At 57.4% G+C, this 1241-nt stretch carries 2 protein-coding genes; both read left to right on the top strand.

Annotation, left to right across the window (positions count from 1 at the left end; genetic code table 11):
- A partial coding sequence (locus IL54_RS17500) for an ABC transporter ATP-binding protein (RefSeq protein ID WP_037479101.1) occupies positions 1-782 on the top strand: 782 nt, incomplete at its 5' end.
- Between the two features lie 18 nt (positions 783-800).
- Positions 801-1241, top strand: a 441-nt coding sequence (locus IL54_RS25045; protein ID WP_076605588.1) for a hypothetical protein, incomplete at its 3' end; no start/stop codon positions are given.

Here is a 1241-nt window from a genome sequence, read left to right as displayed (position 1 = left end):
CCACGATCAACATATTGGCCGGGATGGTGAACAAGACATCAGGGTCGGTCAGCATCTGGGGCTTCGACATCGACGCCAATCCGCGCAATGCAAAGAACAGCATCGGCATCGTGCCGCAGGAAATCGTGTTCGATCCCTTCTTCACGCCGTTCGAAACGCTGGAGAATCAGGCGGGCTTCTATGGCGTGCCCAAGGACAAGCGCCGGTCGATGGAATTGCTGCGCGCCGTCCATCTGGAGGACAAGGCCACCGCCTATGCCCGCACGCTGTCGGGCGGCATGAAACGCCGCCTGCTGGTGGCCAAGGCGATGGTGCATAGCCCGCCGATCCTGGTGCTGGACGAACCGACCGCAGGCGTTGACGTGCAATTGCGCCAGCAATTGTGGGAATATGTGCGTGAACTCAACGCCCTGGGCGTGACGATCGTGCTGACGACCCATTATCTCGAAGAAGCCGAGCAACTGTGCGACCGCATCGGCATCATCAACCATGGCCAGCTGATCACCGACAAGCCCACCCGCGAATTGCTGGCGATGGCGCAGGAAAAGGTGGTGCAGGTGACGGTCGACCGCGACGTGACCATGGTGCCGGATGCCCCCTGCTTTGAAAAGATCGAACTGACGGGCGAGCGCACGCTGACCATCACCTACCTCAAGGACCGCGCCAATGCGGGCCAGGTACTGAGCGCCGTGCAGGCGAGCGGGCTGGCGATCGTCGACGTGGTGACCCGCGACCCGGATCTGGAAGATGTGTTCTTGAATTTGACGGCGGCGGCTGCGTGATTTTGAAGGAGTAGGATCGTGGGCTTTAGAATCTCATGGTTAGCTTTTGAGTCCGTCGAAAAAGCCGCTTTGCTGGAGGCTTTGGACTTCAAAGACACTGGCGAAGCTGATGAGGCGAATGAAAGCCCTTTTTCTGCCGTTCAATTGCGCAATGGCTGGAGCATAATCTGGTCTAACGACTTTGAGTGGGCAGCAACGCAGCCGATCAAATTATCGTTTCCTACCAAGCGCATAGTCAGTTGCCAGTTGCATGAGGGCTTGATGTATAGTGCCGTGCATGGTGCTGAGGATGGCATCGAGTTGTGGAGCGTCATCCATGACGCGCAACAATCGTTGCACGATCTTTCGGTTTCCGGTGACCCGCCGGAGGAATTTCCAGCCATCAAAGACGGACTGTTTGGCGAACAGGAAAAGGAAGATGCGGGAAGCGCGGAAGTTGATTTTGTTTTCGACATTCCC

The organism is Sphingobium sp. ba1, from assembly GCF_000743655.1.
Lineage (GTDB): Bacteria > Pseudomonadota > Alphaproteobacteria > Sphingomonadales > Sphingomonadaceae > Sphingobium.
Note: the sequence above shows the minus strand (reverse complement) of the source record. Positions and strands in the feature narration are given on the sequence as shown.